This is a genomic window from Streptomyces sp. NPDC057307, assembly GCF_042667665.1.
Lineage (GTDB): Bacteria > Actinomycetota > Actinomycetes > Streptomycetales > Streptomycetaceae > Streptomyces.
Genome location: NZ_JBHUZM010000004.1, coordinates 53,886 through 67,804, shown reverse-complemented (window position 1 = coordinate 67,804; position 13,919 = coordinate 53,886). Strand labels below are relative to the sequence as shown.

Genomic DNA, 13,919 nt, shown 5'->3' with positions numbered 1-13,919 from the left:
CCTGGACAGCACGGCCCCTGGACAGCACGGCCCCCGGATCGGAGGGTAGAGGGATGGATGATCAAGCAGCCGCGGAGATCCAGGCCGTGAGGGAGTTCCGGGAACGGCTCTCGCTGCCCGGACTCATCGACGTACACACGCACTTCATGCCCGATCGCGTCCTGCGGAAGGTGTGGGCGTACTTCGACAGCGCCGGCCCCCTCACCGGCATGGAGTGGCCCATCGCCTACCGGCACGAGGAGGACCAACGCGTGGCGCTGCTGCGCGCGTTCGGCGTCCGCGCGTACACCTCGATGCTCTACCCCCACAAGCCCGGCATGGCCGACTGGCTCAACGGCTGGGCCGCCGGATTCGCCGCGCGGACGCCCGACTGCCTCCAGACCGCGACCCTCTTCCCGGAGGAGGGCGTGGAGACGTACGTACGCGAGGCCGTCGAGTCCGGCGCGCGGATCTTCAAGTCGCATCTGCAGGTGGGGGGTTACGACCCCAACGACGAACTCCTCGACCGGGTCTGGGGGTTGCTCTCCGACGCCGGCGTGCCGGTCGTCATGCACTGCGGATCGGGGCCGCAGCCCGGCAAGTTCACCGGGCCCGAGCCCGTCGGGCGGCTGCTCGCGCGCCATCCGCGGCTTCGGCTCGTCGTCGCGCACATGGGGATGCCGGAGTACACGGACTTCCTGGACCTGGCCGACCGGTACGACGGGGTGCTGCTCGACACGACGATGGCGTTCACCGACTTCAGCGAGGGCTTCGCGCCCTTCCCGGCGGGCGCGGACGCCAAGGCCCGGCTCGCGGACCTGGGGGACCGGATTCTGCTCGGGTCGGACTTTCCCAACATCCCGTACCCGTACCTCCACCAACTGGAGGTCCTCGAAGGGCTCGGACTGGGCGACACCTGGACGCGCGCGGTCTGTTACGGGAACGGGGTCCGCCTCTTCGGGCTGGATCCCAAAGGTGTGGCACAGGGGTGACCGTTCCCCCTAGATTGAAAGGCTGTTCACCTATGTGGGCAGGCCCCCGCAAGACAGTGAAGGAGCGTGACGCCGTGACGTGGACGAGCTAGCCGCCCGCCCGGAAACCCCGGGAGCACGGGCGGCGGGTTCCGAGAGGAACGAGATGTCCCGTACGGACAAGACGAAGCCGCCGTGGGTCCGCCACGCGGAGCACGACCCCCTGCCCGTCCACGACCACCGTCACGGCCCCTGCGACCTGCCGCCCCGCCCCACGCGGGAGGACACGGACACCCGCTGCCGGTGGGTCCGGACCCTCGCGTCGCTCATCGGCCGGCCCTGCTGCGCCGGCTGCAAGGTGCGCTCCCACATCAAGGAGCGCCAGGAGTGGGCCAGGACCGGCAACCGCAAGGAGCGTTACGCGGGCCGACGCGAAACGCGCCGCCTCACCGTCATCGTCGGGGAGGACGCCGAATGAACGGCCGTATGAACCCTTTCTGCCGATTTGGCCGAGTCGGCCGCGTTCTCAGGGAATTCACAGGAAGCGGCAAGGTCGTTCTCACGCGGGCTCCCCAGTGTGGGCACCATGACCGTCACCTCGCCCCGGGGGCGCACCGAGATGATCAAGCCGGACGGCAGCCCCGTCCGGGTCCTTGTCGTGGACGACGAAGCCTCGCTCGCCGAGCTGATGTCCATGACCCTGCGCTACGAGGGGTGGGAGGTCCGCAGCGCCGGTGACGGCGCGGGGGCCGTGCGCTCGGCGCGGGAGTTCCGGCCCGACGCGGTGGTGCTGGACGTGATGCTGCCCGACATGGACGGCATCGCCGTTCTCGGGCGGCTCCGCCAGGAGCTGCCGCAGGTGCCCGTCCTCTTCCTCACCGCGAAGGACGCTGTGGAGGACCGGATCGCCGGGCTCACCGCGGGCGGCGACGACTACGTCACCAAGCCCTTCAGCCTGGAGGAGGTCGTGGCACGGCTCCGCGGGCTCATACGACGCTCCGGCACCGCCTCCGTACGCAGCGAATCGGTGCTGGTCGTCGGCGACCTGACCCTCGACGAGGACAGCCACGACGTCACCCGGGCGGGGCGGTCCATCCACCTCACGGCGACGGAGTTCGAGCTGCTGCGCTTCCTGATGCGCAACCCGCGTCGTGTGCTGAGCAAGGCCCAGATCCTCGACCGCGTGTGGTCGTACGACTTCGGCGGCCAGGCGAACGTCGTGGAGCTGTACATCTCGTATCTGCGACGGAAGATCGACGCCGGCCGGCCGCCGATGATCCACACGCGGCGTGGAGCGGGGTATCTGATCAAGCCGGGAGAGTAGCCGTGACGGTATGGGAGCGAGTACGGCGACGGGGCGCACGGACAGGACCGGAGCGGGCCCCGGACGGAGCCCCGGCCCCGGAGACCTTGCGGCAGGACTCCGAGCGGACCTCGGACCGCGCCCCCGACCCGGAGCGGACCTCGGACCGAGCCCCGGCCTCGAAGCGATCCCCGAAACGCCCCCCGAAACGCGCCTCCAAGCGGCCCCCGAAGCGCTGGTCGCTGCGCACCCGCCTCGTCGTGTCCGCGGTCTCGCTGATCGCGGTCGTCGCGGCGGTCATCGGCGCCGTGACGACGATCGCGTTCCGCTCGTACCAGTACGACCAGCTCGACGCCCAGGTCCACGCGGTCGCCCAGCGGGCCGCCGGGCCGCACCAGCGCGCCGACCGGCCGCCGGACTCCGTCCCGCCGCCCCGGATGTCGGGGGAGAAGAAACCGGAGCCGCTCAGGACCATCACCGGCGGCGGCGCCCCGATCGGCACGGTCGGCGTCGAGCTGACCGGCACCGGCCCGAGCGACGTCGGCACCGGCATGATCAGCGCCCAGACCAGCGGCGACGACCCGGGCCAGCAGGTCACCGGGCACGCGCTCACCGACTCCGAGACGGCCGCCCTGGCCTCGGTCCCGCGCGACGGCGATTCGCACACCGTGACCCTCGCGGACCTGGGCGACTACCGCGTCGAGTACGTCGACGGCGTCAATGGCTCCTTCCTCGTCGGCGTCCCGCTCAGTGACGTCCAGGAGACCCTCGCCACCCTGATCATGGTCGAGGTCTTCGTCACGGTCGCCGGTCTCGTCGCCGCCGGCATCGCGGGCGGGGTGCTCGTCGGCGTGGCCCTGCGGCCGCTGCGCCGCGTCGCCACGACCGCCACCGTTGTCTCCGAACTCCCCCTGCACAGCGGCGAGGTGGCACCTCTGACGCGGCTGCCGGACACCGAGGCCGATCCGCGTACCGAGGTCGGCCAGGTCGGCGCCGCGCTCAACCGGATGCTGGGGCACGTCGGTTCGGCACTGGCCGCCCGGCAGGAGAGCGAGACGCGCGTACGCCGTTTCGTCGCCGACGCGAGCCACGAACTGCGGACACCGCTCGCCTCCATCCGCGGTTACGCCGAACTCACCCGGCGCGGCCGGGAGGACATCGGCCCCGACACCCGGCACGCGCTCGGCCGGATCGAGGCCGAGGCGGAGCGGATGAGCGGGCTGGTCGACGATCTGCTGCTGCTGGCGCGGCTCGACGCGGGACGGCCGCTCGCGTACGAGACGACCGACCTCTCCCCGCTCGTCGTGGACGCGCTCAGCGACGCGCGGGCCGCCGGGCAGGACCACCACTGGCGGCTGGAGCTGCCGGACGAGCCCGGATACGTGTACGGCGACGGCCCCCGGCTCCACCAGGTGCTCGTCAACCTCCTCGCCAACGCCCGCGAACACACCCCACCGGGGACGACCGTCACGGCGACCGTGCGCACCACGGGCGCCCCCGACCCGTGCGTCCTCGTCGACATCGCGGACGACGGGCCCGGCATCCCGCCCGACCTCCTCCCGCACGTCTTCGAGCGCTTCGCGCGCGGCGACGCGTCCCGCACCCGCGCACCGGGCCCGGCGGGCGACTCCACCGGTCTCGGCCTCGCCATCGTGCAGGCCGTCGTCACCGCGCACGGCGGCGACGTCGGCGTACGGAGCGAGCCCGGTCGCCGCACCGTCTTTACGGTGCGCCTACCCGCGATCCGCGACGACGTCAACGCCCCCGACGCCCCCGGCCCGGACTCACAGCCGCGGCACAGGCTCACCACACTGCCGTGACAGCCTGACCGCCGAGTGTCGGTCGCATGAGAACCGACACCGACACCCCGTGGGGCAGCCTCCCGGCCAGGGAACATCTCCCGGTCGAAGCGCTCGACGCCAGGGCCCCCACCGGCGTCCCCGTGCTCGACGTCACGATCCCCGTCCACAACGAGGAGCGAGACCTGGAGTCGTGCGTACACCGACTCCACCACCACCTCGCCCGCACCTTCCCGTACGGCTTCCGCATCACCGTCGCCGACAACGCCAGCACCGACCGCACGCCCGCCGTGGCGGCGCGTCTCGCGGCGACGATCCCCGAGGTCACCGCGTACCGGCTGGAGGAGAAGGGGCGCGGGCGGGCGCTGCGTACCGTCTGGTCGCACTCCGACTCGCCCGTCCTCGCCTACATGGACGTCGACCTGTCCACCGACCTCAACGCGCTGCTGCCGCTCGTCGCGCCGCTGATCTCGGGCCACTCGGACCTGGCGATCGGCTCGCGCCTCGCGCGCTCGTCGCGCGTCGTACGCGGCCCCAAGCGGGAGTTCATCTCGCGCGCGTACAACCTGATTCTCAGGTCCTCGCTCTCCGCGCGCTTCAGCGACGCGCAGTGCGGCTTCAAGGCGATACGGCGCGAGGTCGCCGAGCGCCTGCTGCCGATGGTCGAGGACACCGGTTGGTTCTTCGACACCGAGATGCTGGTGCTCGCCGAACGGGCCGGGCTGCGCATCCACGAGGTGCCGGTCGACTGGGTCGACGACCCGGACAGCCGTGTGCACATCGTCAGTACGGCGGTCGACGACCTCAAGGGCGTCTGGCGGGTGGGCCGCGCGCTCGCCGTCGGCGCGCTGCCGCTGGACCGGCTCGCCCGCCCGTTCGGCGACGACCCGCGCGACCGCGCGATCAGCGGCGTCCCCCGCGGACTCGCCCGTCAACTCGTCGGCTTCTGCGTCGTCGGCGCGCTGTCGACCCTCTTCTATCTGCTGCTCTACTCCCTTTTCCGTACGGCCTCCGGGCCTCAGGCGGCCAACGCTGCCGCGCTGCTGGTCTCGGCGGTCGCGAACACCGCGGCCAATCGCCGGCTGACGTTCGGCGTACGGGGCCGGGAACGCGCCGTACGCCACCAGGCACAGGGTCTTGTCGTCTTCGGCATCGGCCTCGCGCTGACCAGCGGCTCGCTGGCCGCGCTCGACGCCGCCTCGGGAAGCCCGGCCCATGCCACGGAACTGGCCGTACTGATCTCCGCCAACCTCGCGGCGACGGTGCTGCGATTCCTCCTCTTCCGCGCGTGGGTCTTCCCCGACCGGCGCGGCGGCGACGAACAGCCCACGGCGCAGGGAGCCATCCAGAACAGCCGGAACACCCGGAGCGACGCGCAGAACACCGAGAACGCCCAGGAACGGAGCGCCCGATGACCCACGCCCTCGCCACCGGCGCACCGACCGCCGGACCTGTCCACCCCGCCGTACCCCTTCTCACACGGCTGCGCCGCGGCAGGCCGGAGGACGCGCCCTGGGTACGCCCCGCCTTCCTCGCCCTCCTGCTCGCGGCCCTGGTCGTCAACCTCTGGAGTCTCGGCGACTCCGGCTACGCCAACTCCTTCTACTCCGCGGCCGTTCAGGCCGGCGGCGAGAGCTGGAAGGCCCTCTTCTTCGGCTCGTCCGACGCGGGGAACTCCATCACCGTCGACAAGCCCCCGGCCGCGCTGTGGCCGATGGCCCTGTCCGTGCGCCTCTTCGGCCTCGGCTCGTGGCAGATCCTGGTGCCCGAGGCGTTGATGGGCGTCGGCACGATCGCCGTGCTGTACGCGGCCGTACGCCGTCGCTTCAGCGCGTCGGCCGGGCTCATCGCCGCCGGGGTGCTGGCGCTCACGCCCGTCGCCGCGCTGATGTTCCGCTTCAACAACCCCGACGCGCTGCTCGCGTTGCTGATGACCGTCTCCGTCTACTGCGTGCTGCGCGCGCTGGAAGGCGCGCGGACGCGCTGGCTGGTGTGGGCGGGTGTCGCGCTGGGGTTCGCGTTCCTGACGAAGACGCTCCAGGCGTTCCTGATCCTGCCGCCGCTCGCGCTCGTGTACGCGGTGTGCGCGCCCACGACCGTACGGCGCAGGTTCGGCCAACTGGCCGCCGCCGGGCTGGCGTTGATCGTCAGCGGCGGTTGGTGGGTGGCGATCGTCGAACTGTGGCCGGCCGCGTCCCGCCCGTACATCGGCGGCTCGCAGAACAACTCCTTCCTCGAACTCACCTTTGGCTACAACGGACTTGGCCGCATCAGCGGTGACGAGGTCGGCAGCGTCGGTGGTGGCGGTGGCGGGGGAGGCGGTCGCCGTGGCGGCGAGACCGGTATCGGCCGGATGTTCAGCGACAGCATCGGCGGTCAGATCTCCTGGCTGCTGCCCGCCGCGCTGTTCCTGCTCGTCGTCGGCCTGGTGCTGACCTGGCGGGCCAGGCGCACGGACACCGCGCGGGCCGCGTTCCTGGTCTGGGGCGGCGCGCTGCTGATGACGGCGGGGGTCTTCACCTTCATGGCGGGGATCTTCCACGAGTACTACACGGTGGCGCTCGCGCCGTACATCGCCGCCCTGGTCGGCATGGGTGTGACGCTGCTGTGGGAGGAGCGCGCCAGGGCCGTCGCGTCGGCCGCGCTCGGTGTGACGGTGGCCGGGACGGCGGTCTGGGCGTTCGTGCTGCTCGGCCGGACGCCGGACTATGTGCCGTGGCTGCGCTGGGCCGTACTGGTCGGCGGGCTGATCGCTGCCGTGGCGCTGGCGGTCGTGGGCCGGATGGGACGGGACGGGCGGTTCCGTACCCTCGCGCCCCGGCTGGCCGTCGGTGCCGTCGTCCTGGCGATCGCCGCGTCACTGGCGGCGCCGCTCGCGTACACGCTGTCCACGGTCAACACCCCGCACGCGGGGTCGATCGTGACGGCGGGTCCGGCGGCGGCGCGCGGCGGATTCGGCGGCGGTGGCGGCCCGGGCGGTCCCGGCGGCGGTGGCGGCGCTGCGGCCGGTGGCGCCGGCGGCGCCGGAGACGACGGCGCACGAGGTCAGCGTCCCGGTGGCGGCCAGGCTCCGCAGGGCGGTGGGGCTCCCCAGGGCGGGGGCCAGCAGCCGCCCGGTCAGGCGCGGCAGCCCGGTGGCGCCGCACAGGAGAACCCGGCGCAGCAAGGCGGCGCAGGTGGAGGCGGTGGCCGAGGTGGTGGCGGTGGCGGCGGTATGGCTGGTCTGCTCGACGGCCAGGCCGTCAGCTCCGAGGTCGTCGAGGCGCTGCGGAAGGACGCCGGCGACTACACCTGGGCCGCAGCGACGACCGGCTCCCAGAACGCCGCGACCAACCAACTCGCCACCGGGGAACCGGTGATGGCGATCGGCGGCTTCAACGGCAGCGACCCGTCCCCGACGCTCGACCAGTTCAAGAAGTACGTCGCCGACGGCGAGATCCACTACTTCTTCGGAGGCGGCGGGTTCGGAGGCGGAGGCGGAGGCGGCGGCCAGAACGGTACGGCCTCGTCCATCTCCACCTGGGTGCAGGCCACTTTCAAGGAGGTGACCGTGGGTGACACGACCCTGTACGACCTGACCGCCACCAAGTAGGCATATGGCACAAGGGAGTTTCTTGTACGGTGCACGGGGCCTGCCGGGTCCGGTGCACCGTACAGGCGTTTCCGTACGAAGGCTCGCCGGCGCCTCCTCGCTGCCCGCCGCGCTCGCGGCCGTCACGGACGGACCGTCCGGAGTTGCCCGCGGCATAGCATCAGACCGCCACGAACGGGGCGAGGAACCGAGGAGGCTCAACCATGGAGTCGACAGCCGACAAGGCCAAGCAGCCCCTGCGGACCAGTGTGTGGCTGGAGGGGAAGCCCGCCGCCCGCGGCCGTAAGAGCGAGCGTTCCGACCATCCCACCGGGCTCGACCGGGAGCGGATCATCGCGGTCTCGGTACGGCTGCTCGACGCGGAGGGCCCGGCCAAGTTCTCGATGCGGCGGCTGGCCACCGAACTGGGCGTCACGGCGATGTCCCTCTACTGGTACGTGGACACCAAGGACGACCTCCTCGAACTCGCCCTGGACTCCGTCTACCCGGAGATCGGCGCCCTCGAATCGGCGGACACCGACGCGGACACCGACGCGGACACCGACGCCGACGCCGACGCCGACGCCGACGCGGACATCGACACCGGCACCGACTCGGAGCCGGTGTCGGCTCCGGCTCCGGCCCCGGAGGCCGACTGGCGCGACGAGCTGCGCGCGCTCGCCGTCAGCTACCGCGCCCTGCTCGTGCGTCACCCCTGGGTCTCGCCGCTCGTCGGCAAGTTCCTCAACATCGGTCCGAACTCGATGGAGTTCTCCGCCGCCGTACAGCGGGTCATGCGCCGCACGGGCCTGCTCGCGCACGGCCAGATGGGCGCGCTGTCGGCCGTCTTCCAGTTCGTGTACGGCTTCGGCACGATCGAGGGCCACTTCGTCCAGCGGTGCGACGAGGCGGGAATGACCCAGGATCAGTACTACCGGCACGCCATGGGGACGATCCACGAACAGCCGGAGTACCGGGGCCGCTTCGACCAGGCCGCGGAGCTGATGGCGGCGCGCGGCGGTCAGACGGTCGAGGAGATGCGCGAACGGGACTTCACGTTCGCGCTCGAAGTCCTCATCGCGGGCATCGAGGAGATGCGCGCACGCGGTTGACTCCCTCCGGCCGAACCCCCGACGGCCGCCCGGCTACTCCGGCGGAGCCAGCCGTGCCGGGAAGCCGCCCGTCGCGATCGGGCTCCAGCGCTCCGGCGTGATGCGGATGATCGACTTGCCCTGCCGCACCATCGCCTCGCGGTACTCGTCCCAGTCCGGGTGCTCCCCCGAGATGTTGCGGAAGTACTCGACCAGCGGCTCCACCGACTCCGGGACGTCCAGCACCTCCGCCGTACCGTCGACCTGCACCCACGGCCCGTCCCAGCTGTCCGACAGGACGATCACGCTCGCGCGCGGGTCACGCTTCGCGTTCCGCGTCTTGGCGCGCTCCGGGTAGGTGGAGACGACGATCCGCCCCGAGTCGTCGACACCGCAGGTCAGCGGCGAGCCCTGGGGGCGGCCGTCGGAACGGGTGGTCAGCAGGATCGCGTGGTGCCTGGGCCGGACGAACTCCAGCAACTCTTCGAGCGCCACGGTGATGTTGGTCGCGATGTTGGGTGCCATGACGCGCAGCCTACGACCCGGCCGTGTCCCGCGGAGCGGCCTCCAGCACCGCCTGGATGTCGAGTTCCACCCGCAGCGTCGTGCCGATCGCGGACATCCCCGCCTGCACCACCTGGTTGTAGTTCATGGCGAAGTCGTCGCGCCGCAGCTCCGTCGTCGCCCGGAAGGCCGCCCGCACACCGCCCCACGGGTCGGGTCCGGTCCCGAGGTACGACAGGTCCAGCGCCACCTTCCGTACGACTCCGTGCAGCGACAGCTCACCCCGTACCGACCAGCGGTCCGGCCCCGACTGGCTGATCCCCGTGCTGTGGTACGTGATCTCCGGGAATCGCTCCACGTCCAGGAAGTCCGGCGACCGAAGGTGCTTGTCCCGCATGCCGTTGCCGGTGTCGATGCTCGTCGCGTCGATGACGGCGTCCACGCGCGAGTGCTCCGGGACCGCCGCGATCTCGATCCGGCCGCCGAACTCGGTGAAGCGCCCCCGCACGCTGGAGATCCCGAGGTGCTGGGCGACGGTGGCCACCGACGAGTGCGCGGGGTCGAGGTTCCACACACCGGGCGGCGGGAGCCGGACGCCGCCCTGCCGGGTCAGGACGACCGTCCCGGCGTCGGCGACACCGCTGGAGGTGACGAACGCGGTCGAGGCGGCGGGCGCGTAGCCGACGGCCGTCACGATCACGGTGTACGGCCCCGGCGCCAGCGTCACGTCGGTGGCCACCGCCCCGTCGGCGTCCGCGTCGGCGCGCACCACCTGGGCGCCGGTTCTGTCGGTCAGGGTCACGGCGGCGTGCTGGACGGCCCAGCCGTCCGGTGTCCGTACCTGTGCGCGAAGTCCCATCCCGTTTCTCTCCTCGTTCGCAGTTCCCGTGCGGCCCGTCAGACTCGTGCGGCCCCTCAGGCTCGTGCGGCCCGTCAGACCCGTGCGGCCCGTCAGGTCCGGCCGCCCCACGGGCCAAGGGGTGGGCCCCGGCGCGGTGGCGGCGCACCGTCCCCAGGCTGCCGCCACCATCACCGGGACCCCTTTCCACCGGACCGGGCGCGCCTCCGCTGGGGGACGCGCCCCGTCCGGGGGCTTCGGCTCGCTCGCGCGTGGACTACGCGGGCTGCTCGTCCGCGTGCGTGAGCTCGATGTCATGGCCGTCGACGCCGTGCCCGGCCACCGTCAGGGCGCCGGCCACCGGCGGGTAGCCGGTCGCCATCACCGTGTACTCGCCCGCGTCCAGGTCCGCGAAGCCGTACGCCCCGTCGTCCCCGGTCGTCGCCGTGGCTACCACGTTCCCGGCCGCGTCGATCAGCGTGACGCGCGCGTCCGGCAGCGGACGCCGGTCGGCACCCGCCCGGACCGTGCCCTGGACGAGCGCGCCCGACCGCAGCACGGCCTCGACGCGGGTCACGCCCTGGGCGCCGATGTCCACCGGCAGGGCCAGCGGCCGAAAGCCGGCGGCGTTCACGGCGACGGTCACCGCGCCGGGCAGCAGCTCCGTGAAGACGAACTCGCCGCCCTCGGCGGACTTGCCGGTCGCCAGCACGTCGCCGCGCGCGTCGGCCACGATGACCATCGCGCCCTCGACGGGTGTGTCGCCCTCCGCGCTCCGTACGGAGCCGGTGAGGCCGCTCGTACCGGCGAGCAGGATGTCGTACGCCAGCGGCTCGGCGCCGACGGTCACCGTCGCGGCCTGCGGCTGGAAGCCGTCGGCCGAGGCGATCAGGACGTACGGGCCGGACTCGGGCGCGTCCACCGTGTAGCCGCCGTCGTCACCGGCGACCGCGCGGCCCAACTGGCGCCCGGCCGGGGAGATGAGGGTGACGGCCGCCCGTGGCACGGTCCCGCCCTCGCCGCCGCGTACGACGCCGTGGACGGGGATGCCGGTGCTGCCCGGGACACCGGCCGTGAGGACGGTGGTGGTGCCCTCGGCGGCGAGGGTGACAGGTGCCTCGGCACCGACGGCCACCGGAGCGGCCACCGGAGCGGCCGACTCCACCGGAACACCCGCCGGAACGGCCGGCGCGCTCTCCAGGCTCTCCACCGCGTCACCCGCGGCACGCGTCTTCAACGCGACCTCCTTGATGAACAGCGTCACGAAGAAGGCGAGCAGCGCGGCCGGCGCCGAGAAGAGGAAGACATCGGCGACACCGTGCCCGTACGCCGCCTCCACGACGGTCCGCATCGGGCCGGGCAGCGTGTCCAGATTCGGGATGCCCCCGCCGCCCGTACCGGCGTGACCGGCCGCCGCGGCCTCCGGGCCGAGGTCGGCGAGACCGTCCTTGACGTAACCGGCGACCCGGTTGCCCAGCACCGCGCCCAGCGCCGAGACGCCGATCGCGCCACCGAGTGAGCGGAAGAAGGTGACGACGGAACTCGCGGCGCCGAGGTCTTGAGGGGAGACCTGGTTCTGCGTGCACAGGACGAGGTTCTGCATCATCATGCCGATGCCGAGGCCCATGATCGCCATGAAGATCGCGATGTGCCAGTACTCGGTGTCGTACCGGATGGTGCCCAGCAGTCCGAGACCGGCCGTCACCAGCACACCACCGGTGACCAGCCACGCCTTCCAGCGGCCCGTCTTGGTGATGACGAGGCCCGAGACCGTCGACGAGAGGAAGAGACCGCCGATCATCGGGATGGTCATCACGCCGGACATCGTGGGCGACTTGTCGCGCGCGAGCTGGAAGTACTGGCTGAAGAAGACCGTGCCCGCGAACATCGCGATACCGACGAACAGGGAGGCCAGCGAGGCCAGGGTGATCGTGCGGTTGCGGAAGAGACGCAGCGGGATGATCGGCTCGCTGGCCCGCGACTCGGTGAGGAGGAAGAGCGCGCCGAGCACGACCGTGCCGGCGAGCATCGTGTACGTCTGCCAGGAGACCCAGTCGTACTTGTCACCGGCGAAGGTGACCCAGAGCAGCAGCAGCGAGACGGCCGCGCTGATGAGGAACGCGCCGGTCCAGTCGATCTTGACCTTGCGCTTGACCACCGGGAGGTTGAGGGTCTTCTGCAGCACGATCACCGCGATGACGGCGAACGGGACGCCGACGTAGAAGCACCAGCGCCAGCCGAGCCACGACGTGTCGGTGATGACTCCGCCGATGAGCGGCCCGCCGACGGTGGCGACGGCGAAGGTCGCGCCGAGGTAGCCGCTGTAGCGCCCGCGCTCACGCGGGGCGATCATCGCGGCCATGATGATCTGGGCGAGAGCGGTGAGACCGCCGACGCCGATGCCCTGGATGACGCGGAAGACGATCAGCGTTCCCGCGCTCTGGGACAGTCCGGCCGCCGCCGAGGCGACCACATAGAGGGTCAGTGCTATCTGGACCAGCAGCTTCTTGCTGAACAGGTCGGCGAGCTTGCCCCACAGGGGAGTGGTGGCCGTCATCGCCAGCAGTGACGCGGTCACCACCCAGGTGTACGCGCTCTGTCCGCCGCCGAGGTCGGAGATGATCTCGGGCAGGGCGTTGGTGACGACCGTCGAGGAGAGGATCGCCACGAACATGCCGAGCAGCAGCCCGGAGAGCGCCTCCATGATCTGACGGTGTGTCATCGGCGTGCCGGGTGCTGCGGGGGCGGGGGAGCCGCCGCCGTGCTTGGCGTGGCCGCCCCGTACACCCGTTGGTGTGGTGGTCGTAGCCATTGAATTCCTTCGTCCTACGTCTGTTGCCGCGGTTACTTCTGTTGTGTCTGCTGTCGCGGGTGTCTGTTACGTCTGTTGTCGCGCGGGCGCTAACGGCCGGGCCGGCAGTCGCCGAAGTTCTCCCGCAGGCGGGCCAGCATGGTGTTCAGCTGTCCGACCTCGTCGTCGGTCCAGTCGGACAGCGCGCGGGCGAACACGTCCGTCGTCCGGCGCGCGAGTTCGTCGAGCAGCTCGCGGCCCGCCGGTGTGAGCCGCAGGATGCGGGACCGCCGGTCGGCGAGGTCGGGTGCGCGCTCGATCCAGTCGCGCTCCACCGCGTGGGCCACATGCCTGCTGGTCACGGACATGTCCACGGCCAGCAGCTCGGCGAGGCGGCTCATCCGCATCTCCCCGTGCCGCTCCAGCAGGGTCAGTACGGCGGCGGAGCCGCCCGGGCAGTCGGGCGGCAGGACGCGCGAGAGTCCCCGTTTCACGGCGCCGATGGCGCTGAGCTGGCGGGCCAGTTCCGCGTACTGACTCTTGGCGGCCATGACCCCTCCGAGGACCCCTCGCGCACCTGTCACACTTATGTTGTTGCTTAGGGCAACCATAGAAGCAGTTGGTTGCTGAAGGCAAACTAAAAGTGGGCATCAGGAGTAAAGGAACCCAAAAGGCTTCGCATGTGCGAGGTCAATGGCGAACACGTGACGGGAGGGCACCGAGAGGCCGGAGTCGGGCTTGGAGCGGCCCCGGGGGTTGGGTGGCGGTGCGTCGTTCGCTAGGGTCCTGGCTCATGGCACACAACCCCCATGCCCCGCAGGGCCCCGAGGGAAATCCCGACCCCGCGGGCAACACCCAGATGTTCCGCGCCTTCGTCGACGAGGGTGAGCCGACGCGTCGGCAGGCGCCACAGAAGAGCGGATCGAAGACGGGACTGATCGTCGGCGTCGTGGCCGTGATCGTGGTCCTGGGCGCGGTCGCCTGGCTCGCGCTCGGCTGACAGCGGGCCCGCACGCCTGACGGCGGGCCTTCACGTGTGACGGTGGCGCCCCGCTCCATGCGGGGCGCCACC

General features: G+C 71.7%; 12 protein-coding genes. 8 read left to right on the top strand and 4 right to left on the bottom strand.

All coding sequences use genetic code 11. The annotated features are described in order from the left end of the window. Positions 1-53 precede the first annotated feature (53 nt). The 7 genes from ACFUN8_RS02740 (at position 54) to ACFUN8_RS02710 (ending at position 8,735) form a co-directional block, all read left to right on the top strand. Positions 54-971 carry an amidohydrolase family protein gene (locus ACFUN8_RS02740; RefSeq protein WP_383630418.1) on the top strand — a complete coding sequence of 306 codons (918 nt, stop codon included), beginning with the start codon at positions 54-56 and terminating at the stop codon, positions 969-971. A gap of 79 nt (positions 972-1,050) precedes the next feature. Next, positions 1,051-1,428 carry a hypothetical protein gene (locus ACFUN8_RS02735; RefSeq protein ID WP_383630416.1) on the top strand — a complete coding sequence of 126 codons (378 nt, stop codon included), beginning with the start codon at positions 1,051-1,053 and terminating at the stop codon, positions 1,426-1,428. 108 nt (positions 1,429-1,536) lie between these two features. Beyond that, complete coding sequence (locus ACFUN8_RS02730) at positions 1,537-2,274, top strand: response regulator transcription factor (RefSeq protein WP_383630414.1); 738 nt, start codon at positions 1,537-1,539, stop codon at positions 2,272-2,274. A gap of 239 nt (positions 2,275-2,513) precedes the next feature. Beyond that, positions 2,514-4,073, top strand: coding sequence for a sensor histidine kinase (locus ACFUN8_RS02725; RefSeq protein ID WP_383630412.1), 1,560 nt, complete (start codon positions 2,514-2,516; stop codon positions 4,071-4,073). A gap of 26 nt (positions 4,074-4,099) precedes the next feature. Then, entirely contained in the window at positions 4,100-5,467 is a 1,368-nt protein-coding gene (locus tag ACFUN8_RS02720; protein WP_383630410.1) for a glycosyltransferase, read from the top strand. Continuing rightward, positions 5,464-7,644 (top strand): glycosyltransferase family 39 protein, encoded by a 2,181-nt coding sequence (locus ACFUN8_RS02715; RefSeq protein ID WP_383630408.1) that lies wholly within the window; start codon positions 5,464-5,466, stop codon positions 7,642-7,644. Before ACFUN8_RS02720 ends, ACFUN8_RS02715 begins: the two co-directional genes overlap by 4 nt. A 203-nt stretch (positions 7,645-7,847) precedes the next feature. Next, the gene (locus tag ACFUN8_RS02710) at positions 7,848-8,735 is read left to right on the top strand and encodes a TetR/AcrR family transcriptional regulator (protein ID WP_383630406.1); all 888 of its coding nucleotides are present in this window, start codon (positions 7,848-7,850) and stop codon (positions 8,733-8,735) included. Between the two features lie 33 nt (positions 8,736-8,768). Here ACFUN8_RS02710 and ACFUN8_RS02705 read toward each other — a convergent pair whose 3' ends face one another. The 4 genes from ACFUN8_RS02705 to ACFUN8_RS02690 form a co-directional block, all read right to left on the bottom strand. Beyond that, positions 8,769-9,239 carry a PPOX class F420-dependent oxidoreductase gene (locus tag ACFUN8_RS02705; RefSeq protein WP_383630404.1) on the bottom strand — a complete coding sequence of 157 codons (471 nt, stop codon included), beginning with the start codon at positions 9,237-9,239 and terminating at the stop codon, positions 8,769-8,771. 10 nt (positions 9,240-9,249) lie between these two features. Beyond that, complete coding sequence (locus tag ACFUN8_RS02700) at positions 9,250-10,077, bottom strand: YceI family protein (protein WP_383630402.1); 828 nt, start codon at positions 10,075-10,077, stop codon at positions 9,250-9,252. A gap of 256 nt (positions 10,078-10,333) precedes the next feature. Continuing rightward, complete coding sequence (locus ACFUN8_RS02695) at positions 10,334-12,868, bottom strand: MFS transporter (protein WP_383630400.1); 2,535 nt, start codon at positions 12,866-12,868, stop codon at positions 10,334-10,336. Positions 12,869-12,957: 89 nt separating this feature from the next. Further along, on the bottom strand, positions 12,958-13,398 hold the full coding sequence (locus ACFUN8_RS02690; protein WP_382563618.1) for a MarR family winged helix-turn-helix transcriptional regulator: 441 nt from the start codon (positions 13,396-13,398) through the stop codon (positions 12,958-12,960). A gap of 242 nt (positions 13,399-13,640) precedes the next feature. Here ACFUN8_RS02690 and ACFUN8_RS02685 point away from each other — a divergent pair, with 242 nt between their 5' ends. Then, positions 13,641-13,847, top strand: a complete 207-nt coding sequence (locus ACFUN8_RS02685) for a hypothetical protein (protein ID WP_383630397.1) — start codon at positions 13,641-13,643, stop codon at positions 13,845-13,847. Positions 13,848-13,919 lie beyond the last annotated feature (72 nt).